The following is an 18,626-nucleotide window of genomic DNA, read 5'->3' as shown; positions in this document are numbered from 1 at the left end:
TGTATGGCCTGTACCGGCCTCTTCGCGGGTGAACTGCTCGTGGGCGCTCAACAGTTGAAAAGCCTTCGCGGTCGCCTGTAGGCGCGGGTTTACCCGCGAAAGGGCCGGCCCTGCTGGCCAATTTCCACCGGCCGCTCACCGTCGCAGCCGCCACCGTATTCGGGGGTAAACCCGCTCCTACACACGCACAGGTCGTTGTAGGCGCGGGTTTACCCCCGAACACCGGCAGAGCCGGTGCCATCCACCGCGTTGGTTTCTTCGCGGGCATGCCCGCTCCCACAAGATGACCACAGGCCTGAGGTGTTGTGGATTACCTGTGGGGGTTTACCCGCGAGGAGGCCGGAAAACCATAGATTTCGCCTTGCCCCACGGTTTGATGATTAATCACCTCGATTTCAAAGCCTTTCCAGGCATTGCCGCCGTTGAAGCTGCAGGTTGCTGCCTGTCGACTGACACCGGTGAGAAGCTTCAAGGCGGCCCCTTGCGATATCAGCCCAGACAGCGGGTTACATGCTTGACCGACTGATAGGCTGACAACCCCCAAGGCCCCAGCTCACGGCCGATCCCGCTGCCCTTGGTGCCCCCCCAGGACGTTTCGACGAACACCGCCTGCACCGAGTTGATCCACACATGGCCAACCTCCAGCGCATCGGCCACGCGCTCGGCGCGTTCCAGGTCGGCGGAGCACACCGTGGCGACCAGCCCGAAGCGGCTGTCATTGGCTTCGGCAATGGCCTGTTCCTCGGTGGCAAAGCGCCGTGCGCAGAGCACCGGGCCAAAGATTTCCTCGGTCCACAGGCGGCTGTCTTTCGGCACATCGGTATACAGCGTCGGGCTGACGAACCAGCCTTCACGGTCCAGTGCATGGCCGCCAGCCAGGCACTGCAAACCTTCTTCCCGCGCCGTGGCAAAGTAGCTGGCCACCTTCAGCCATTGCGCCTGGCTGGTCAGCGGGCCCATGTCGACCTCTTCGGTCAAAGGATTACCCACCCGCAGGTTTTCCAGTGCCGCCTGCAAGCGCTGCAGCAGTGCATCGGCAATGCCGTCCTGCACCAGCAGCCGCGATGTGGCCGAACACATCTGGCCGGCGTTCCAGCTGATGCCGGCAACAATCCATTCCACCGCCTGGTCGACATCGCAATCATCGAACACCACGATGGCCGACTTGCCGCCCAGTTCCAGCGTCACCGGCCGGCACTGCGCCGACGCGCTGCGCATCACCTGGCTGCCGACGCTGTTGCTACCTGTGAAGGACAACTTGTCCAGGCCGTTGTGGTTGCTCAGTGCGGCGCCGGTCTCGGCCTTGCCGTTGACGATGTTCAGCACCCCGGCGGGCAGGCCCAGGGCGTCGGCGATCTGGCCGTAGGCCTGCTCGATCAGCGGGGTGACCTCTGAAGGCTTGAGCACCACGGTGCAACCGGCGGCCAAGGCCGGAGCAAGTTTCCAGGCGCTGGTCACCAACGGGAAGTTCCACGGCACGATCAGGCCGACCACGCCCACCGGTTCAAGGCGGGTGCGGGCGGTGAAACCCGGCGCAGCCAGCGGCACAGTGCGGTTTTTCGATGGCAGTTGCTCGGCCAGCTCGGCGTAATAGCCAAAGGTGGCGATGGCGTCATCCAGGTCGATTTCCGCTTCGTGACGCGGTTTGCCGTTATTGCGCATCTGCAGGGCGACAAGCGCTTCACGGCGTTGCCCGAGCTGTTCGGCAAAACCACGCAGGAAGGCGGCACGTTCACTGGCGCAGGTGCTTTTCCAGGCGGGCAGGGCGCTGCGGGCAGCGGCGACGGCCTGGTCGACCTGGCTCACGCTGGCGGCCATCAGCTCGGCGAACGGTTGCCCCAGTGCAGGGTCGTTGACACTGATGCAGTCGCTGCCTTGGCCTTCGACCCAATGGCCGGCGATATAGTGGGAAGTGGTCATGGTCGGTTTCCAGTCAGGCCATTTCGGCAGTGGTCACAGGCGTATGCGCGGTGCTTTTGCAACGCACCCATCGCGGGCCCAAGGGGCCATACACGCCAGCAGGTTCAGGGAACAGGTTGAGCAACAGCAGGTACAGCACGCCAGCCAGCCCCAGCGTGACCGGCAGGCTCAGGTCGATGCCGCCAGCCAGGTCACCCAGTGGGCCGACGAACTGCCCCGGCAGGTTGACGAAGCACAGGCCGACCGCCGCGCTGGGGATCCACGCCCCCATGCCGCGCCAGTTCCAACCGTGCAGGAACCAGTAGTGGCCACCACGCTGGCCGCGGGTGAATACCTGCAGGTCGTCGGCGTGGTAGAAGCCGCGGCGGGTAATCAGGCCAAGGATCATGATCACCATCCACGGGCTGGTGCAGGTAATGATCAGCACGGCAAAGGTCGATACGCTCTGCACGAGGTTGAAGGTGAAGCGGCCAATGAAGATGAAGCCGATCGCCAGCACGCCGATCAGCAGGGTGGCGCCGGCTCGGCTGAGCAAGCGTGGGAACACGCTGGACATGTCCAGGCCGGTGCCATACAGCGCGGTGGTGCCGGTGGACATGCCGCCGATCACCGCAATCAGGCACACCGGCAGGAAGAACCAGCTTGGCGCTACCGCCAGCAGTCCGCCCACATAATTGTTGGCGGCGATGTAGTCTGGAGCCTGGGTGGCGACCAGGGTGGCCGTACACAGGCCGAACAGGAACGGAATCAGCGTCGCCCCCTGTGCCGCGATCACTGCCAGCATGATGCGTGCCTTGGGGGTTTCGCGTGGAATGTAGCGCGACCAGTCACCCAGGAAGGCGCCAAACGACACCGGGTTGCTCATGGCCAGGATCGCCGCGCCGACGAACGCAGCCCAGAAGCCTGCCTGGCCAAGGTTGACGCTGCCTGCGTAGCCGGCATCGAAGGGCCCGGCAAAGGCGACGATGCCCAGCAGGAACAGCAGGCTCGAGGCCCAAACGGCAATCTTGTTGACCCACAGCATGAAGCGGAAGCCAAAGATGCAGACCACCAGGACCAGCACCGCGAACACACCGTAGGCCAGCCCCAGGGTCAGGTCGGTCTCTGGCAGACCGGCCAGGCGCTTGGCACCACCGACCAATGCATCGCCCGAGCTCCACACCGAGAGCGAGAAAAACGCCACCGCCGTGAGCAGCGACAGGAACGAGCCGACGATACGCCCGTGTACGCCAAAGTGCGCGCCCGATGAAACGGCGTTGTTGGTGCCGTTAAGCGCGCCGAACAGCCCCATCGGTGCAAGGATCAGCGCGCCGATGCCAACGCCAAGCAGAATCGCCCACACACCCGCCTGGAATGACAACCCGAAAAGCACCGGGAAGCTGCCCAGTACGGCGGTAGCGAAGGTATTGGCACCGCCGAAGATCAGGCGGAACAGGTCCAGCGGGGAGGCGTCGCGTTGATCGGCGGGGATCTGTTCGACGCCGTTGGTCTCGATACCGGTCGAGTGGCTCATGGTGGTGCTCCAGCGCGGTTGTTGTAGCCAGCGCAGTGCGCGGGCCTTTTTGTGGGTGCGATGGCAGGGCGGCAGCGCCGCGTAAAGGGTGATCAGGCCGGTGTTACGACCGACAGGTGCTCGTGGCAGGCCAGCCACTGGTCACCATGGCGGCGGAAGACAATGGTCTCGCGCTCGCTCAACGGGTGCTCTTCACCGCCGATGCGGATACGCGTGGCCACATCGTGCATGAAAACAGCCACGTCGCCTTGCAGGCTTACATGGGCGTTGCCCGATTCGCAGGCAAGCACGGTAAAGCCCTCGGCCTGCCACTGGGCCCACAGCTCTTCATAGGCGCGACGCGACAGCAGCGGATACGGCAAGGTGTGAAACAGAAAGGTGGCGTCTTCGCTGAAGCAGGCGAAATAGCGTGCGGTGTCGTTGCTGGCGAACGCCGCGACGAGGTCGGCGGCAGCTTGCCGCACTTGGAGTGTCTGGTCCACGGGAGTGGCCTCACGGTTTTTTGTGATTGTGGTGAAGCGATTCTGGTGGCGGTTGGCGAGGGGAAAAATCGCTGGCGGCAAATAATCAGTTCAGGAATTTGTGAAGTGATGGGGCACATGGCAGTACAGGCAAGCCGACTGACGGTCTCTCCCACCCTCCATCCTTGCCTACGCTGATACTCCCAACCCGCTGAAGCAAGGAGATCCACTGTGACCTTCCAATACAAGCGTCTGGACAAGAACAACGCAGCCGTACTGCTGGTCGACCACCAGACCGGCTTGCTCTCGCTGGTAAGGGACATCGACCCCGACCGCTTCAAGAACAACGTCTTGGCCCTGTCTGACCTGGCCAAATACTTCAAGCTGCCGACCATCCTCACCACCAGCTTCGAGACGGGGCCCAACGGCCCGCTGGTGCCGGAGCTGAAAGAGCAGTTCCCTGATGCCCCCTACATTGCACGCCCGGGCAACATCAACGCCTGGGACAACGAAGATTTCGTCAAAGCGGTAAAAGCCACCGGCAAGAAACAGCTGCTGATTGCTGGCGTGGTCACTGAAGTATGCGTGGCTTTCCCGGCCCTGTCGGCGTTGGAGGAGGGCTTCGAGGTATTCGTCGTCACCGACGCCTCTGGCACGTTCAACGAACTGACCCGTGATTCGGCCTGGCGACGCATGGAGGCTGCCGGGGCGCAGCTGATGACCTGGTTCGGCGTGGCCTGCGAACTGCACCGTGACTGGCGCAACGACATCGAAGGGCTGGGTACCCTGTTCTCCAACCATATCCCGGACTACCGCAACCTGATGACCAGTTACAACAAGCTGGCCAAATAGTGCCTCCCGGGGGCTGCACGACAGCCCCCACATCAATCTGCAAGCGAAGCGGCAAACTGGCATTAATCGACCATACTCACTCTTCATTCGCCTTCAGGAGCGTGTCATGTCGAAGCCGTCCAGGAAGCCCCCCAAAAAACAGCCAGAAAAGCTGGGCGGCAAGGCGTACGAAAAAGCGCTCAAGAACCTGCATGTAGAGTTGGTGAAGCTACAGGAGTGGGTGGTCGCCAAGGGCCTGAAGGTCTGCATTGTCTTCGAAGGCCGCGATGGCGCCGGCAAGGGCGGCACCATCAAGGCCATTACCGAGCGTGTCAGCCCGCGGGTGTTTCGTGTGGTGGCGCTGCCCGCACCGACCGAGCGGGAAAAGACCCAGATGTACGTGCAGCGTTACCTGGGCCATCTGCCTGCGGCGGGTGAAGTGGTGATCTTCGATCGCAGCTGGTACAACCGTGCGGGCGTTGAGCGGGTAATGGGCTTTTGCTCTGGCGAGCAAGTGGACAAGTTTCTGACCGGAGTACCCGGGTTCGAAAGGGTCATGGTCGATTCAGGGATCATCCTCATCAAGTACTGGCTTGAAGTCAGCGCCGATGAGCAGACCCGGCGCCTGCAGGATCGCATCAACGACGGCCGCAAGCTGTGGAAGTTGTCGCCGATGGACCTCAAGTCGTATAGCCGCTGGGATGAATACACCCAAGCGCGTGACGAAATGTTCCAGGCGTCGGATACCGCTTGGGCACCGTGGTTCATGGCCAATTCCAACGACAAACGTCGCGCCCGGCTGAATATCATCAGCCACCTGCTCAGCCGTATTCCCTACAAGGACATAACCCGCGACCAGCAGGTGAAGCTGCCCAAACGCGGCAAGATCGGCAAGTACAAGGCGGTCGCCTACCCGTTCAAGTTCGTCGAAGAACGTTTCTGAACCCCTCCCTGCAGGGAGCTGCGAAGGTACGAGCTCATGCCACATGACGGCAGCCTGTTGCAGGCGACGGTGGTATTCCTTTTGGCTGTGGTGCTTCTGGTACCGCTGGCGCAGCGTCTGAAAATGGGCGCAGTACCGGGATACCTCTTGGCGGGTATCCTGATTGGTCCGTCGGTGTTTGGCCTGCTCGGCAACCCGGACAACGTGGCGCGGCTGTCGGAAATGGGCGTGGTCATGCTGTTGTTCGTGATTGGCCTGGAGTTGTCCCCAAGGCGCCTGTGGACCATGCGCCGGGCGCTATTTGGCGTCGGCAGTTTGCAAGTGGGGCTGACCGCCGTGCTGCTTGGGCTACTGGCATTCTGGCTGTTCGACCAATCGAAACCCGCCGCCATCGTGCTGGGGCTGGGCCTGGCGCTGTCGTCCACCGCTTTTGGCTTGCAGGTACTGGCCGAGCGCAAGGACCTGGGCAAACCTCATGGCCGCCTGGCCGTGGCCATCCTGCTGTTCCAGGACATTGCCGCCATTCCCTTGATTGCCGTGGTGCCGCTGCTCGGTGGCGATGTCAGCACTGCTGACGAAGGTGCCTGGCCTTTGTTGGCTGTAGCTGTCGGCATTGGAGTGCTGATTGTTTTTGGCCGTTATCTGCTGACCCCGATATTCAAGTGGACGGTGGGTTCGGGCCTGCCTGAGCTGTCGACCGCCACGGCCTTGCTGGTCGTGCTGGGCACCGCTTGGTTGATGGAGCATGTGGGTGTGTCGATGGCGCTGGGGGCGTTTCTGGCCGGTGTGCTGATGGCCGAGTCGCCGTTCCGCCACGAACTGGAAACCCAGATCGAGCCGATCAAAGGCCTGCTGCTTGGATTGTTCTTCGTTGGCGTAGGTATGAGTGCCGACCTGCGTCTGCTGTTCGGCATGCCGCTGATGGTGCTGGGCCTCACCGTGCTGCTGGTGGCCATCAAGCTGCCCTTGCTGTATGGCCTGGGGCATACGGCCGGAGGGCTCAACCAGGCCCAGGCGTTATGCCTGGGCGTGGTGTTGGCTTCGGGTGGCGAGTTTGCCTTCGTGGTGTTCAAGCTGGCGCTGGAGCACCAGGTACTCACCCAGCAGGTACACGACCTGCTGGTGCTGGCCATCACCTTGTCGATGGCGGTGGTGCCCTTGGTCATGATGGCCCTGGCGCGGCAGCTGTGCGATGACAGCCCTGTACAGGCATCCCCTGAAACGGGCCAGTGAATTGCGCCTTGCTGGCGCATTGGGTATCGGGAGGTGAATCATGCAGTCGAGTTTCAAGCTGGACAGCGCCCTTTCGCGGGGCTTGCTCGATGTGCTCATCAAGGCCGGTCTGGTAGCAGCCTTGGTGATCTTCGCTTTCCAGGTGTTTCAGCCGTTCCTGGAGTTGATGATGTGGGCGGTGATCCTGGCGGTTACGTTGTACCCGTTGCATTGCCGTATCCAGCGCCGCACCGGGCTCAAGCAAGGCTATGTGGCGACGCTGGTGGTGCTACTGGTTCTGGTGCTGCTGCTGGTACCTATCTACCTGGTGATGATGTCCATTGGCGAATCGGTGGACAGCCTGGTGACGCTGCTCAAGAGCGGCGCCTGGAGCGTGCCGGTCCCGCCTGATTCCGTGGCGACCTGGCCACTGATCGGGCCGAAGGTGCATGCGCTGTGGTTGGCGGCCTCCGAAAACATGGCCAGTGTGCTGAATCAGTGGATGCCCCAGATCAAGGGGGCCGGGCTAACGGTGCTGGGCGCTGCGGCCAGCGCCGGTGGGGCTTTCCTTCTGTTCATCGGTGCAATCATCATTTCCGGGGTCATCATGGCCTTCGGTGAACGCGGTGAAATCGCTGCCCAGCGCATCGCCATGCGGGTTTCAGGCGCAGAGCGCGGGAAACCCCTGGCCACGCTGTGTACGGCTACCATTCGCGCGGTGGCACAAGGGGTGATTGGCATTGCCTTCATCCAGATGCTGCTGATCGGTGTTGGTTTTATCGTCAAAGGGGTTCCCGGTGCCGGGATGCTGGCCATCGTCATCCTCATGCTGGGCATTGCACAGGCCCCGGCGACGCTGGTGACCTTGCCGGTGATCATTTATGTGTTCAACGCCGAAGGCTTCACGGTGGCGACCATCATTTTTGCCGTCTACACCTTTGTCGCCGGCCTTGCCGACAACGTGCTCAAGCCGCTGCTGCTGGGGCGCGGGGTCGATGTACCAATGCCGGTGGTACTGATCGGCGCATTGGGCGGGATGGTGGTCAAAGGCATCATCGGCTTGTTCATCGGCCCGGTAATCCTTGGCGTGGCCTACGTGTTGTTCTGGCAATGGGTTGCGCTGCAGGTGCCGGAGCAACCGGCACCACCTGCCGCCTGAGCCATGCCCAACCGCTGCTGTGGCCTGGGGCTGCTGATGGTGCTGGCCGGTTGCACCCAAGTCGGCCCGGATTATGAAAAGCCCCAAACGCCGTGGTTGGGCAGCTGGAGCACGCCAATGCTGGAGCAGGCCGGGCGCAGCGCGGCGGCGCCCGACCTGCGCCAGTGGTGGGCGGTGTTTGCCGACCCGACGCTGGATACGCTGATAGCTGAGGCCGATGCCAACAACACCAACCTGCGCGTGGCTGGCCTGCGTATCGCTGAAGCCCGTGCCCAGTTGGCCATCGTGCAAACCGGGCGTTATCCGCAGCTGCAGCAACTGAGTGCGCAAAGCCTGTACCTGAAGCAGGATCAGTCTGGTACGCCTTCGGCCCGTGATTCGGTGTTCTGGCAATCCAGCGTGGGCTTCGACATCGGCTGGGAAATTGACTTCTGGGGCCGCTTCAGTCGCGCCATCGAAAGCGCCGATGCCGTCTACTTCGCCTCCCAGGCCAACTACGCCGATGCCATGTTGCTGCTACGTGCGCAGGTGGCTGACACCTACTTTGCCCTGCGCACTGCCGAGGCGCGGCTGGCTATTGCACAAGAGAACGCCAAGCGCCAGGCGCGTAGCCTGGAGATCACCGAGCGGTTGTTCCGCCACGGTGAAAATGACGAACTCGACTGGCAGCAGGCGCGTACTCAATACCTGGCGACCCAGGCCACCATTCCCGAGTTCGAGAACCAGCTCAATGCCCTGCGCAATGTGCTGTGTTCGCTGCTCGGCCGCCCGCCCGGGCCGCTGCCGCAGCTAGAGGCCGGGCATGGCCAACTGCCCTTGCCCAACCGGGCAGTGTTGCAGGATGTACCGGCCAGCCTGCTGCAGCGCCGCCCGGACATCCGTGCCGCCGAGCAGGCAGTGGCGGCGCAGTCGGCGCTGGTCGGGGTGGCCGAGGCCGATCTTTATCCACAGCTGAGCTTGCTTGGCAGTATCGGCTGGACCTTTTTATCGGCCAATCATCTGCCCGACACCTTCGACCTGGCGGCTGGCCCAAGCCTGATCTGGAACCCGTTCGACTATGGCCGGCGCAAGAACACCGTACGCGTGGAAGATGCCCGCTTGCAGCAACTGATCGAGTTGTACCACCAGGGCGTGCGCGAAGCCGCCCGTGAGGCCGACGATGCTGCCAGCGGGCTGGTGCGCTCGCTGCAGAGTGCAACCATTCGCGACCAGGCCTCTCAGGCTGCGCAGCGCTCGCTGAATCTGGCCAGCTCGCAATACCGCGAAGGCTTCGCTGATTTTCAACGGGTGCTCGATGCTCAGCAACTGCTGTTGCAGCAACAGGACGGTTACCTGGTCAGCCGTGGCAACGCGGTCAGCAGCCTGGTGACTTTGTACAAGGCCCTGGGTGGTGGTTGGGACGCCAGCCGCGCGCCGATCGACCCGGCGACCCGCCAGCAAATGCAGCAACGCACCGACTGGGGCGAATTGCTCGACGAGCCAGCCCCCTCCGCGCATGCACAAGGTGAAACCGAATGAGCGACGCCACGCCCACGCCGCCCCCGTCAGCCCCGGATCGCGGCATGCGCTGGGTGCTGTTGCTGATTGCCGTCAGCCTGCTCTGGTACTTGCTGGCTGACCGCTATACGCCGTACACCCAGCAAGCTCGCCTGCAGGCTTACGTGGTCCCGGTGGCCGCCGAAGTGGCCGGGCAGATCAAGCGTGTGGCCGTAGGCAACAACCAGGAGGTGCGCCAGGGCGATGTGCTGTTCGAACTCGATCAGGAGCAGTACCGCATTGCCTTGGCCCGTGCCGAAGCCGACCTCGATACCGTGCGCCGGCAGATCGGCGCCAGTACCGCCGGCATCGATTCGGCGCAGGCAGCGCTGGTGGCCGCCCAGGCCAACGAACGTAAGGCACGGCAGGACGCCGAGCGCCTCAAACGGCTGATTGACGAGGACCCCGGTACGGTGTCGGTGCGCCGCCTGGAAGGCGCCCAGGCCACCCGCGACCAGGCCATCAGCCAAGTGGCGGCAGCCCGCGCAGAGGTAGAGCGCGCCCGTGAGCAGCAGGGCGGGGCACAGGAAGACAACGCCCAGCTGCGCAGTGCTGCGGCCAATGTGGAAAAGGCCCGCCTGGACCTTGCCCGTACCGTGGTGCGTGCCGACGCGAACGGGTTGATCACCGACCTGCGCACAGACGTTGGCCACTATGTCGGGGCGGGCAGCCCGATGATGACCCTGATCAGTATCCATGATGTGTGGATAAGTGCCGACATGACCGAGAACAACCTCGGTCGCTTGCGCCCTGAAACCCCGGTGCTGGTGGTGCTCGATGCGCTGCCGGGCACCGTGTTGAAAGGGCGTATCCGCAGCATTGGCTATGGCGTGAGCGTGGGCCAGAGCACGCCGCCGGGTACGCTGCCGACCGTGCAGAATAGCCGCGAGTGGCTGCGTTCGGCGCAGCGCTTTCCGGTGATTGTCCAGCTGGAGCGCGACCAGCTTCAGGACAAGACCGTGCTGCGGGTCGGTGGTCAGGCCGAGGTCATGGCCCTGCCCAGCGAAGGCAACCCACTGAACCTGCTGGGCCGGTTGTTCATGTGGCTGATGAGCTGGCTGTCGTATGCCTATTGAATGGCGCCGCTTGCGGGCGCTGCGCCTGGCCTGGGGTGTGGCGTTGTGCCTGGCGGTGAGCTTTGGTATCGGCTTGCCGGTGCCGATCCTGGCGCCGGTGTTTGCGGTGCTGTTACTGGCCATGCGCAGTCAGCCATTGCCGCTGCGTGCGGCACCGGCCCTGGCGTTACTGGTGCTGCTCGCTTGCGGCAGCGGGTTGCTGCTGATTCCGCTGTTGCGCCATGCTCCGTTGGCCGGGGTGTTACTGGTCGGGGTGGGTGTTTTCCTGACCTTGCGCTATGCACTGAAGGGCGGCAACGGCCTGCTGGCCAACCTGCTGGTGGTCGGCCTGACCATGATCGCCGCTGCCGGCACCAGTGACTTCACCCTGGCATTGTCGGTGGTCGAAGCGCTGGCCAAAGGCATGCTGCTGGCAGTGCTGGGCACGTCAGTGGCGCACAGGTTGTTCCCCGAACCTGCCAATGCGCCAGCGCCGCCGGTGCCGCCGCTGCTGGGCAGCGAGCATGTCAGCTGGGTGGCGCTGCGTGCCACGTTGATCGTGATGCCGGCCTTTCTGCTGGCATTGATCGCCCCTGACCAGTACATGCCGTTGATCATGAAGGCCGTGAGCGTGGGGCAACAAGCCGGTGAAACCCGCGCGCGGCACGCCAGCCGCGAGCTGATCGGTTCAACCGTGCTTGCCGGGGTGTTGGCGATAGTGCTGTGGGTAGCGCTGAGCCTGTTCGTTCACCTGTGGATGTTCTTTTTGTGGGTACTGCTGTTCGCCCTCTGGCAGGCTCGGCGCCTGTACCAGGCGGTGCCGAGCCGGCAGAGCCCGGCGTACTGGGTCAGTTGCCTGACGACCATGTTGATCTTGCTGGGGCAGTCGGTGCAGGACAGTGCAGGTGGGCAGGATGTGTACAAGGCATTTGCGGTGCGTATGGCGCTGTTTCTGGCGGTGTCGGTGTATGCCAGCGCCATGTTGATCTGGATTGACCGGCTTCGGAGTCGGCGCGGGCTTCTTCGCAGTTAAGCCCGCTCCCCCAGGCCATTCAGGGCTGCCAATCAACCCCACTCTCTTCCAGATAGGCATCCACCGCTGCGCCCACCGTTGGATGAAAGGCCTTCTCCCCCATATGCTCGAACAACTCGAACTGCCGCATCTTGTCCTTCACCGGGTCCTTCATTTCGGCGAACTGCAACTCCACCCCCCGCGCCTCCAATGCCCGGTCCAGCTCGGCCAGCATGTCCGCCGAAGTGATATCGATACTGGTCACAGGCTCAGCGGCAATTACCACCCGTTGCACCGGCGTTGGCGACGCGTCTACCGCCGCCATCACTGTGTTCTGGAACTGCTCGGCGTTGGCAAAGAACAACGGCGCGTCCCAGCGCAGCAGCACCAGCCCTGGAATACGCCGGGCCTGTGGATAACGCTGCATGTCATGGTAACCGCGCAGCCCATCCGCCCGGCCAAGCACCGCGTGGTGCGGCCGCCAGCCGTCCCACAGGAACTCGATCACCGACACCACCACGGCAATGCAGATACCGGGAATGGCACCGAACACTGCCACGCCGACAAAGCAGGTGAACGACAGCCAGAACTCCCACTGCTGCATGCGGAAGATACGCTTGAGGTCGGCAAACTCGAACAGCCCCAGTGCAGCGGCAATCACCACCGCAGCCAAAGCGCTGTTGGGCAGGTGCTGCATCAGATTGGGCGCTACCAGCAGCAACAGGGTTACCGCCAGGGCGCCGATGATGCCGGTGAGCTGGGTCTGCGAGCCGGCAGCTTCGGCCACTGGGGTGCGCGACGAACTGCTGCTGATCGGTATGCCCTGGAACAGCCCCGAGGCCAGGTTGGCCACGCCCAGGCCGAACATTTCCTGGTTGGGGTTTACCCGCATCTTGAGGCGCGCGGCATAGGAGCGTGACAGTACACTGGTGTCGGCGAACGACACCAGCGCCACTGCGATCCCGCCCAGTAGCACCTCGACCAGGTCAATGCCGCTGACCCAGGGGAAGACGAAGCCGGGCAGGCCCTGGGGCAATTGCCCGAGTACCTTGACGCCCATCTGATCGAGGTTGAACACGCTCACTGCCAGCGTCGCCAGTACCACGGCGATCAGGATGCCCGGCAGGCGCTTGAACGGTTTGAGCAGCAGAATCAGCGCCAGGCTACCGGCACCCACGACAAAGCTTGGCCAGTGCCCTTGGCCGGCGTATAGCGCCTGGCCCAAGGACCAAAGGTCGCGCAAGGGCCCTTCGCTGTCGACTTTGATGCCGAACAGCTTGGGCAACTGGCTGATCAATACGGTCAGGGCGATGCCGTTCATGTACCCATAGCGGATGGGCTTGGACAGCAACTCGGTGATAAAGCCCAGGCGCAGCAGCCCGGCAATCACACAGAACGCCCCGGCGACCAAGGCCATCATGCTGGCGATGGCGATCGCCCGCTGCGGGTCGCTGGCCGCGTATTGCACCACCACCGCCAGGATAGGCGCGGCCAGCGCCGAGTCCGGGCCCAGCACCAGAATACGGCTGGGACCGAACAGGGCATAGGCCAGCAGAGGGATGATGGTGGCGTACAGGCCATAGATGCCGGGGACGCCGGAAGCCTCGGCGTAGGCGATGCCCACAGGCACCAGCATGGTGGTGAGTACCAGGCCGGCGGCGATGTCCTTGGGTAGCCAGGCTGCCTTGTAGTGGAGCAGGGTGACCAGGCCGGGTAACCAGCGTTGCCAGTCGAAACGAGTGGGGTGGGGCATGGTGTCGGCTCTGGGCGAGAAGGGCGCTGAACCTCAGCTTAGATGCTGGGATCGAGTGCCGCTTTGCGGCCCGTTGTCATCAAAGAATCGATCAATGCCCTGCTGGCCCCCGACAGCTGGCGATGTGGCGGATAGATGACCGAGAAGGGCCGTCGGGCCCCCTCGTAATCCTCCAGCAAGCGCACCAACCGGCCCCGCTGCAGGCGTTCTGCGACTATGAACTCGTAGGTCTGGCAGATCCCGACACCTTGCTCGGCCAGTGAGATGCACCCCAGCACATCGTCCGCCACCACCGGATTTCCCTGCGGAACGAAGAGCAGTTCCTCCTCTCCTTGACGGAACTGCCAAACGCCTGGCCTGCCATTGCTGGGCATGATGAAAGGCAGGCAGTTGTGTCCGGCCAGTTCCGCCAGTGATTGCGGCCTGCCGGCACGCGCGAGGTAAGCTGGCGCGGCCACCAGGCATAGTCGAGCCTCCTCTAGCCGACGCGCCACCAGGCTACTGTCCGGCAGGTCGCCAAGGCGAATAGCCAGGTCATACCCTTCGGCCACCAGGTCGACATTACGATTGGTGATGTTCAACTCGACCTGCACTTTCGGATAGCGCAGGGCGAAGGCTGCCAGCATGGCCGGCAACCGGTGATGCCCATAAGTGGTCGGTGCGCTCAGGCGCACACGGCCCTGTACTTCGCCATGGCCGCTCAGGGCTTGCTCTGCGCTGGCGATCTGCTGGAACGCAGCGCGCGCCTGCTCGACGTATTCCAGGCCACTGTCGGTGAGGCTCAAGCGACGCGTGGTACGGCGTAGTAACTGCACCCCCAGGTGCAACTCAAGCCGCGAAATGGCCCGACTAACCACCGACGGGGTGGTCGCCAAGGCCACCGCTGCCGCACTGAGCGAGCCACGTTCGACCACTTCCAGCAGCGCCTCGACATCCCCCAGGTGACCAAACCGTCGCGCCATTTTGTTCTCCAAAGCAAAAATGCTTTTCTACAGGCCCAATTTATCGCTTGTCTGATCGCCAATAAAGTGTCGGTCAGTGCACGGCATCCCGCCTGTGCCTGAATGGAGGGAATGCTATGCGCACTTACCAACGACTGGCCCTGGCTGCTGTCATAGGCAGCGCGAGTCTGGGCGCTCATGCGGCGAACGTCCTTGTGGTACTGTCTGACGAGAGCCACCTGGAGCTTCGCGACGGCAAGGCATTTGCAACCGGTTTCTACCTCAACGAACTGCTGGAGCCGACCAAAACGCTGCTGGACGCAGGCCATCAAGTTACCTTCGCTACTCCCCTCGGTCGCGCGCCGACGTTGGACCGCAGCTCGGCCGCGGCCCAGTACTTCGGCAACGATCCGAAGCAACTGGAGCAATATCAGGCGCTGCTGGATCAGCTGCAGCTTACTTCTGCGAAGCATTCGCCAGTGATCAGCCTGTCCCGCGTGGAGCAGATTGGTTATGGCAACTTCGATGCAGTCTATGTGCCTGGCGGCCACGCCCCGATGCAAGACCTGCTCGCCGACCCGGCGCTGGGGCGTCTGCTTCGCGCTTTCCACGCCGAGGGTAAAACCACCGCGCTGGTTTGCCACGGTCCCATTGCTCTGCTCTCGGCGCTGGAACGGCCGCAGAAGCTGATCCAGGCACTGGAGAGCGGGAACCGGACAGCAACGCCCGAAGACTGGATTTATGCCGGCTATCGCATGACAGTCATCAGCAATCAGGAAGAAGAACAGGCCAAGGGCCTGCTCGGCGGAGGGCAGATGAAGTTCTATCCGCAGACCGCCCTGGAGCGCGCCGGCGGGCAGTATCAAAGCAACCCATCGCCGTGGGCGCCTAATGTTGTCATCGACCGCGAATTGATCACTGGGCAGAACCCGGCGTCAGCGGCCCAGGTGGGCCAAGCCATATTGCATCGTCTGCAAAAACACTAACGGTAGAGACATACCATGACGCAACGTACTTTTCTTGTTACAGGAGCCAGCAAAGGCATCGGCCGGGCAATCTCCGAGCAACTGGTGGAGGAGGGCCATCAAGTCGTTGGTATCGCCCGCCAGGCTGCGGATGCCAGCTTCCCCGGCGAACTGATCGCCACCGACTTGAGCGACTCAGAGCGTTTGATTGCGACACTGGCCGACTTGACCAACCGCTATGCATTCGACGGCCTGGTAAACAATGTGGGCCTGGTCCGTCCCCAGCCACTGGGCGAAATTGACTTGGCAAGCTTCGATGAAGTAATGCGGGTTAACTTGCACCCCGCGCTGCAGGCGACCCAAGCGCTGCTGCCAGGGATGCGCGGGCGCTGTTGGGGCCGCGTGGTGAATATCTCCAGCCTGACCGTGCTCGGCATTCGCCAGCGCACTTCTTACGCCGCTGCAAAGGCAGCGCTGGTCAGCTTCACTCGCAGTTGGGCGCTGGAACTGGCCCAGACAGGAATCACGGTTAATGCAGTTGCTCCAGGGCCGATCGAGACCGAACTGTTCCGCAGTGGTAACCCGGTAGGCAGTGCTGGCGAAGCCGCCTATATCGACGGCGTGCCGATGGGGCGGCTCGGGCAGCCACACGAGGTCGCTTCGGCAGTCACCTTCCTGCTCGGGGATCGCAGCGCTTTCATTACCGGACAGACAATCTACGTAGATGGTGGCGCCTCTATCGGTCGCAGCGGTCTTTGATGACAGGGGGCAGGTGGCTACCCATGGGAATACGGTAGAACGAATGTTCCCACCCTGCATCCCAGAAAAACAAAACCCCTGAGGTGCAGACCTCAAGGGTTTGTAGTTACAGCAGGCTAACGCTTAGACGTTGAAGCGGAAGTGCATCACGTCGCCGTCTTTGACGATGTAATCCTTGCCTTCCAGACGCCACTTACCGGCTTCCTTGGCACCGGCTTCACCCTTGAACTGGATGAAGTCGTCATAGGCCACCACTTCAGCGCGGATGAAGCCTTTTTCGAAGTCGGTGTGGATAACGCCGGCTGCCTGCGGGGCAGTGGCTCCGACGCGAACGGTCCAGGCGCGTACTTCCTGCACGCCGGCAGTGAAGTAGGTCTGCAGGTTCAGCAGCTCGTAACCGGCGCGGATCACGCGGTTCAGGCCAGGCTCTTCCAGGCCCAGGGCCTCGAGGAACATGTCCTTCTCTTCACCGTCTTCCAGCTCGGCGATTTCCGCTTCGATCTTGTTGCACACCGGCACCACGACCGCGCCTTCTTCCTCGGCAATGGCCTTGACCACGTCCAGGTGCGGGTTGTTGTCGAAGCCGTCTTCGGCCACGTTGGCGATGTACATCACCGGTTTGCTGGTCAGCAAGTGGAAGCCACGGATGACGGCCTTTTCGTCGTCAGCCATGTGCTTCATCAGGCTGCGCGCAGGCTTGCCTTCGGTAAAGTGCGGGATCAGCTTTTCCAGAATGGCCTTTTGCGCCAAGGCATCCTTGTCGCCGCCCTTGGCGTTGCGGGCTACCTTCTGCAGTTGCTTTTCGCAGCTGTCGAGGTCGGCGAAGATCAGTTCGAGGTCGATGATCTCGATGTCACGCTTGGGGTCGACGCTGTTGGAAACGTGGATCACGTTCTCGTCTTCGAAGCAGCGCACCACGTGGGCAATGGCGTCGGTCTCGCGGATGTTGGCGAGGAACTTGTTGCCCAGGCCTTCGCCTTTCGAGGCACCGGCAACCAGGCCGGCGATGTCGACGAATTCCATGGTGGTCGGCAGGATGCGGTTTGGCTTGACGATTTCAGCCAGCGCAGCCAGGCGAGCGTCGGGCATAGGCACGATGCCGCTGTTCGGCTCGATGGTGCAGAAAGGGAAATTCTCCGCCGCGATGCCAGACTTGGTCAGGGCGTTGAACAGGGTGGACTTGCCGACGTTGGGCAGGCCGACGATGCCGCAATTGAAACCCATGGGTATTCCCCTCTCTAAAGGAAATCAGGCCTTCTGGCTGTGCAGCTCGCGCATCGCCTTGGCGAAATCGCCGGCAAGCACGTCCGGCAGCACGCCGAGGGCAAAATCGATGCTGGCGTCGAGCTTCTCCTGCTCGGCGCGCGGCGCGCGGCCCAGGACGAAGTTGGATACCAGTTTGGCGTCACCCGGGTGGCCGATGCCAAGCCGCAGGCGGTGGAAGTCGTTCTGGTTACCGAGCTGCGCGATGATGTCGCGCAGGCCGTTGTGCCCACCATGGCCGCCGCCGCGCTTGAGCTTGGCAACGCCCGGGGGCAGATCGAGTTCGTCGTGTGCCACCAGTATCGCTTCCGGCTTGATGCGGAAGAAATTGGCCAAGGCCGCTACGGACTGGCCGCTGCGGTTCATGTAGGTGGTGGGGATCAACAAACGAACGTCGTTGCCCTGATGGCTGAATTTAGCCGTCAGGCCGAAATACTTTTTGTCAGCGGTCAGCGAAACACGCTGGGCGCTGGCAAGGCGTTCAACGAAAAGAGCCCCTGCGTTATGCCGGGTCTGTTCGTATTCGGGGCCGGGGTTACCCAGGCCAACGATCAACTGGATGGCGGTCACGTCAGGGGCTCTTCCTTGGAGTTGGTGGGTTACAGTGCGCGCGGCACTGTAACCCGATCAACGCCGGCGTGCGAGTGGATTACTCGGCAGCGCCTTCTGCTTCTGGAGCAACGCGTGGAGCGTGAACGTTGGCAACAGCTTTGTCATCACCGTGGGCCAGAGCGACGAACTCTACGCCTTTCGGAGCTTTCAGGTCCGACAGGTGGATGATGGTGCCGATTTCGGCGTTGCCCAGGTCAACTTCGATGAACTCAGGCAGGTCTTTGGCTTCGCAGGAAACTTCGATCTCGGACTCAACGTGGGAGATCTCGCCGCCTTTCTTGACCGGGGCTTCTTCGTTGATGAAGTGAACCGGAACCTTGGCGGTCAGCTTCTGGCCAGCAACGACGCGAACGAAGTCAGCGTGCATGATGAACTGCTTGGCTGGGTGGCGCTGCATGGCCTTGATGATGACGTTCTGCTTAACACCGTCAACGTTCAGTTCGATAACGTGGCTGAAGGCAGCTTCGTTTTCGAACAGCTTGGTGATTTCCTTGGCCAGGATGGTCAGGGATTGAGCTTCTTTATCACCACCGTAGACAACGGCTGGGATGCTCAGCGAGTGACGCAGGCGGCGGCTCGCACCTTTCCCCAGGTCAGTACGCGCTTGGGCGTTCAGAATAAAATCAGTCATTTTGTTTCTCCAAAATAGCCCCCCGAGGGCGTTTGCGACCAGCGCCAACGGGGATGGCAA

At 62.6% G+C, this 18,626-nt stretch carries 18 protein-coding genes; 9 read left to right on the top strand and 9 right to left on the bottom strand.

The genetic code is table 11. From position 1 onward, the window contains the following. Window positions 1-310: 310 nt before the first annotated feature. From AA098_RS29360 to AA098_RS23880, 4 genes are all read right to left on the bottom strand, one after another. Window positions 311-472: a hypothetical protein gene (locus tag AA098_RS29360; protein ID WP_156336270.1), complete on the bottom strand. Its 162-nt coding sequence runs from the start codon at window positions 470-472 to the stop codon at window positions 311-313. Between the two features lie 17 nt (window positions 473-489). Continuing rightward, window positions 490-1,920, bottom strand: a complete 1,431-nt coding sequence (locus AA098_RS23890) for an aldehyde dehydrogenase family protein (protein ID WP_060546132.1) — start codon at window positions 1,918-1,920, stop codon at window positions 490-492. A 13-nt stretch (window positions 1,921-1,933) separates the two neighbouring features. After that, window positions 1,934-3,433 carry a cytosine permease gene (locus AA098_RS23885; protein ID WP_004575698.1) on the bottom strand — a complete coding sequence of 500 codons (1,500 nt, stop codon included), beginning with the start codon at window positions 3,431-3,433 and terminating at the stop codon, window positions 1,934-1,936. A gap of 92 nt (window positions 3,434-3,525) precedes the next feature. Beyond that, complete coding sequence (locus AA098_RS23880) at window positions 3,526-3,915, bottom strand: nuclear transport factor 2 family protein (RefSeq protein ID WP_004575697.1); 390 nt, start codon at window positions 3,913-3,915, stop codon at window positions 3,526-3,528. A gap of 210 nt (window positions 3,916-4,125) precedes the next feature. Here AA098_RS23880 and ycaC point away from each other — a divergent pair, with 210 nt between their 5' ends. From ycaC to AA098_RS23845, 7 genes are all read left to right on the top strand, one after another. Next, a complete protein-coding gene (ycaC, locus tag AA098_RS23875) occupies window positions 4,126-4,746 on the top strand; it encodes an isochorismate family cysteine hydrolase YcaC (protein ID WP_003247424.1) in 621 nt (206 codons plus the stop codon). A gap of 106 nt (window positions 4,747-4,852) precedes the next feature. Continuing rightward, window positions 4,853-5,668: a polyphosphate kinase 2 gene (gene ppk2, locus AA098_RS23870; RefSeq protein WP_010951960.1), complete on the top strand. Its 816-nt coding sequence runs from the start codon at window positions 4,853-4,855 to the stop codon at window positions 5,666-5,668. 36 nt (window positions 5,669-5,704) lie between these two features. Next, complete coding sequence (locus AA098_RS23865; RefSeq protein WP_064615045.1) at window positions 5,705-6,901, top strand: monovalent cation:proton antiporter-2 (CPA2) family protein; 1,197 nt, start codon at window positions 5,705-5,707, stop codon at window positions 6,899-6,901. A gap of 40 nt (window positions 6,902-6,941) precedes the next feature. Beyond that, a complete protein-coding gene (locus AA098_RS23860) occupies window positions 6,942-8,039 on the top strand; it encodes an AI-2E family transporter (protein WP_003247421.1) in 1,098 nt (365 codons plus the stop codon). 3 nt (window positions 8,040-8,042) lie between these two features. Next, a complete protein-coding gene (locus AA098_RS23855; RefSeq protein ID WP_064615044.1) occupies window positions 8,043-9,557 on the top strand; it encodes an efflux transporter outer membrane subunit in 1,515 nt (504 codons plus the stop codon). Beyond that, window positions 9,554-10,651 carry an HlyD family secretion protein gene (locus tag AA098_RS23850; protein ID WP_003247419.1) on the top strand — a complete coding sequence of 366 codons (1,098 nt, stop codon included), beginning with the start codon at window positions 9,554-9,556 and terminating at the stop codon, window positions 10,649-10,651. The genes AA098_RS23855 and AA098_RS23850 overlap by 4 nt, the downstream gene beginning before the upstream one ends. After that, the gene (locus AA098_RS23845; protein ID WP_003247418.1) at window positions 10,641-11,663 is read left to right on the top strand and encodes a DUF2955 domain-containing protein; all 1,023 of its coding nucleotides are present in this window, start codon (window positions 10,641-10,643) and stop codon (window positions 11,661-11,663) included. Before AA098_RS23850 ends, AA098_RS23845 begins: the two co-directional genes overlap by 11 nt. Window positions 11,664-11,682: 19 nt before the next feature. On the opposite strand, the gene AA098_RS23840 is transcribed toward AA098_RS23845, so the two are convergent. Continuing rightward, window positions 11,683-13,395: a SulP family inorganic anion transporter gene (locus AA098_RS23840; protein WP_004575691.1), complete on the bottom strand. Its 1,713-nt coding sequence runs from the start codon at window positions 13,393-13,395 to the stop codon at window positions 11,683-11,685. A 38-nt stretch (window positions 13,396-13,433) separates the two neighbouring features. Then, window positions 13,434-14,357, bottom strand: coding sequence for a LysR family transcriptional regulator (locus AA098_RS23835; protein WP_004575690.1), 924 nt, complete (start codon window positions 14,355-14,357; stop codon window positions 13,434-13,436). Window positions 14,358-14,473: 116 nt separating this feature from the next. On the opposite strand from AA098_RS23835, the gene AA098_RS23830 reads away from it, so the two are divergent. Both AA098_RS23830 and AA098_RS23825 read left to right on the top strand, forming a co-directional pair. Then, window positions 14,474-15,322 (top strand): type 1 glutamine amidotransferase domain-containing protein, encoded by an 849-nt coding sequence (locus AA098_RS23830; RefSeq protein WP_054888548.1) that lies wholly within the window; start codon window positions 14,474-14,476, stop codon window positions 15,320-15,322. 15 nt (window positions 15,323-15,337) lie between these two features. Continuing rightward, window positions 15,338-16,060: an SDR family oxidoreductase gene (locus AA098_RS23825; protein ID WP_047605079.1), complete on the top strand. Its 723-nt coding sequence runs from the start codon at window positions 15,338-15,340 to the stop codon at window positions 16,058-16,060. Window positions 16,061-16,183: 123 nt separating this feature from the next. Here the strand turns inward: AA098_RS23825 and ychF are convergent, their stop codons facing one another. The 3 genes from ychF to AA098_RS23810 form a co-directional block, all read right to left on the bottom strand. Next, entirely contained in the window at window positions 16,184-17,284 is a 1,101-nt protein-coding gene (ychF, locus tag AA098_RS23820; protein ID WP_003247414.1) for a redox-regulated ATPase YchF, read from the bottom strand. 24 nt (window positions 17,285-17,308) lie between these two features. Next, window positions 17,309-17,893, bottom strand: a complete 585-nt coding sequence (pth, locus tag AA098_RS23815) for an aminoacyl-tRNA hydrolase (protein ID WP_003247413.1) — start codon at window positions 17,891-17,893, stop codon at window positions 17,309-17,311. 79 nt (window positions 17,894-17,972) lie between these two features. Continuing rightward, window positions 17,973-18,566, bottom strand: a complete 594-nt coding sequence (locus AA098_RS23810) for a 50S ribosomal protein L25/general stress protein Ctc (protein WP_003247411.1) — start codon at window positions 18,564-18,566, stop codon at window positions 17,973-17,975. Window positions 18,567-18,626 lie beyond the last annotated feature (60 nt).

Origin of the sequence: Pseudomonas sp. JY-Q (assembly GCF_001655295.1) — a bacterium.
In the GTDB taxonomy this organism is placed as follows: Bacteria; Pseudomonadota; Gammaproteobacteria; order Pseudomonadales; family Pseudomonadaceae; genus Aquipseudomonas; species Aquipseudomonas alloputida.
Note: the sequence above shows the minus strand (reverse complement) of the source record. Positions and strands in the feature narration are given on the sequence as shown.

Bases quoted from the DNA above. Each gene is read 5' to 3' on its own strand.
- AA098_RS23810 (WP_003247411.1), bottom strand. From the start codon at position 18,566: ATGACTGATTTTATTCTGAACGCCCAAGCGCGTACTGACCTGGGGAAA.
- AA098_RS23830 (WP_054888548.1), top strand. From the start codon at position 14,474: ATGCGCACTTACCAACGACTGGCCCTGGCTGCTGTCATAGGCAGCGCG.
- AA098_RS23840 (WP_004575691.1), bottom strand. From the start codon at position 13,395: ATGCCCCACCCCACTCGTTTCGACTGGCAACGCTGGTTACCCGGCCTG.
- AA098_RS23860 (WP_003247421.1), top strand. From the start codon at position 6,942: ATGCAGTCGAGTTTCAAGCTGGACAGCGCCCTTTCGCGGGGCTTGCTC.
- AA098_RS23825 (WP_047605079.1), top strand. From the start codon at position 15,338: ATGACGCAACGTACTTTTCTTGTTACAGGAGCCAGCAAAGGCATCGGC.
- ppk2 (WP_010951960.1), top strand. From the start codon at position 4,853: ATGTCGAAGCCGTCCAGGAAGCCCCCCAAAAAACAGCCAGAAAAGCTG.
- AA098_RS23835 (WP_004575690.1), bottom strand. From the start codon at position 14,357: ATGGCGCGACGGTTTGGTCACCTGGGGGATGTCGAGGCGCTGCTGGAA.
- AA098_RS23885 (WP_004575698.1), bottom strand. From the start codon at position 3,433: ATGAGCCACTCGACCGGTATCGAGACCAACGGCGTCGAACAGATCCCC.
- AA098_RS23850 (WP_003247419.1), top strand. From the start codon at position 9,554: ATGAGCGACGCCACGCCCACGCCGCCCCCGTCAGCCCCGGATCGCGGC.
- AA098_RS23865 (WP_064615045.1), top strand. From the start codon at position 5,705: ATGCCACATGACGGCAGCCTGTTGCAGGCGACGGTGGTATTCCTTTTG.
- AA098_RS23890 (WP_060546132.1), bottom strand. From the start codon at position 1,920: ATGACCACTTCCCACTATATCGCCGGCCATTGGGTCGAAGGCCAAGGC.
- ychF (WP_003247414.1), bottom strand. From the start codon at position 17,284: ATGGGTTTCAATTGCGGCATCGTCGGCCTGCCCAACGTCGGCAAGTCC.
- AA098_RS23845 (WP_003247418.1), top strand. From the start codon at position 10,641: ATGCCTATTGAATGGCGCCGCTTGCGGGCGCTGCGCCTGGCCTGGGGT.
- AA098_RS23855 (WP_064615044.1), top strand. From the start codon at position 8,043: ATGCCCAACCGCTGCTGTGGCCTGGGGCTGCTGATGGTGCTGGCCGGT.